Below are 1559 nucleotides of genomic sequence, written 5' to 3'. Positions count from 1 at the left end.
CGCCAGCGCCGCGGCCGCCGCCTGTGCCTCGCGGACTTCTTCCGCCCCGAGGAGTCCGGCGAGACCGACGTCGTCGGCCTCCAGGTCGTCACCGTCGGCAGCCGCATCGGGGAGGAGACGGCCCGGCTCTTCGCCGCCGACGCCTACCGCGAGTACATGGAGCTGCACGGCCTCTCCGTCCAGCTGGCCGAGGCCCTCGCCGAGTACTGGCACGCCCGCGTCCGCGCCGAGCTGGGCATCGCCGCAACGGACCCGGCCTCCATGGACGGCATGTTCCGTACCGAGTACCAGGGCTGCCGTTACTCGCTCGGCTACCCCGCCTGCCCCGACCTGGAGGACCGCGCGAAGATCGCCGACCTCTTGCGGCCGGAGCGGATCGGCGTGCACCTGTCCGAGGAGTTCCAGCTCCACCCCGAGCAGTCCACCGACGCGATCGTCATCCACCACCCCGCGGCCACGTACTTCAACGCACGCTGAGCACGCTGACACCGGAAGGAAACGATCCCTTGGCAGCCGTCATCACAGAACGCCCCACAGAACGCCCCACCGAACGCCCGACCCTGGTCCGGCTCCGCCCGGCCGAACGGCCCGGTGTGCGCGAGATCCTGGCCAGCGGCCGGCGCTCGTACTCCTTCGAGTTCTTCCCGCCCAAGACCGAGGCGGGCGAACGCACCCTGTGGAACGCGATCCGCCGCATCGAGGCCTTCGCCCCCTCCTTCGTCTCCGTCACCTACGGGGCGGGCGGCTCCTCCCGCGACCGCACCGTCGAGGTCACCAAGCGGATCGCCGCCGAGACCACCCTGCGGCCCGTCGCGCACCTGACGGCGGTCGGCCACTCCCGGGCCGAGCTGCGCCACATCATCGGCCAGTACGCCGACGCGGGCATCCGCGACGTGCTCGCCCTGCGCGGCGACCCGCCGGGCGACCCGAAGGGCACCTGGACCCCGCATCCGCAGGGCTTCACCCACGCCCACGAACTGGTCAGCATGATCCGCAAGCTGGGTGACTTCAGCGTGGGCGTGGCCGCGTTCCCCGAACGGCACCCGCGCTCCCCGGGCTGGACCGAGGACGTCCGGCACTTCGCCGCCAAGTGCAGGGCCGGCGCCGACTACGCCATCACGCAGATGTTCTTCCACGTCGAGGACTACCTGCGGCTGCGCGACCGGCTGGACGCGGTGGGCTGCCTGACCCCGGTGATCCCCGAGATCATGCCCGCCACCGACGCGCGCCAGATCCGCCGCTTCGCCGAACTGAGCGACGCCCGCTTCCCCGACGCCCTGGCCCGCCGCCTGGAGGCCGTACAGGACAACCCCGCCGACGGACACAAGGTGGGCGTGGAGTACGCGACCGCCATGGCCCAGCGCCTGCTGGCCGAAGGCGCCCCGGGCCTGCACTACATCACCCTCAACCGTTCCACCGCGACGCTCGAGATCCACCAGAACCTGGGCGTCAGCGCCCAGGCGAGCTAGGGGGTGTCTGACGGAGGTCCGCGGCGTCGCGGTGCCCGGCACGCACTCTCGCCGCACCGGCCGAAAGCCCAAGTACGTCCAGTACGGGGG

General features: G+C 72.0%; 2 protein-coding genes. Both read left to right on the top strand.

Going from position 1 to position 1559, the window contains the following annotated elements:
• A partial coding sequence (locus AB0D44_RS34350; RefSeq protein ID WP_362598830.1) for a vitamin B12 dependent-methionine synthase activation domain-containing protein occupies positions 1-477 on the top strand: 477 nt, incomplete at its 5' end.
• Positions 478-593: 116 nt separating this feature from the next.
• Positions 594-1469, top strand: a complete 876-nt coding sequence (metF, locus tag AB0D44_RS34345; RefSeq protein WP_362598833.1) for a methylenetetrahydrofolate reductase [NAD(P)H] — start codon at positions 594-596, stop codon at positions 1467-1469.
• The last annotated feature ends 90 nt before the right edge of the window (positions 1470-1559 follow it).

Source organism: Streptomyces sp. NPDC048349 (assembly GCF_040651925.1).
Taxonomy (GTDB): domain Bacteria; phylum Actinomycetota; class Actinomycetes; order Streptomycetales; family Streptomycetaceae; genus Streptomyces.
The sequence above is the reverse complement of the archived record's forward strand: the minus strand, read 5'-3'. Positions and strand labels throughout refer to the sequence as shown.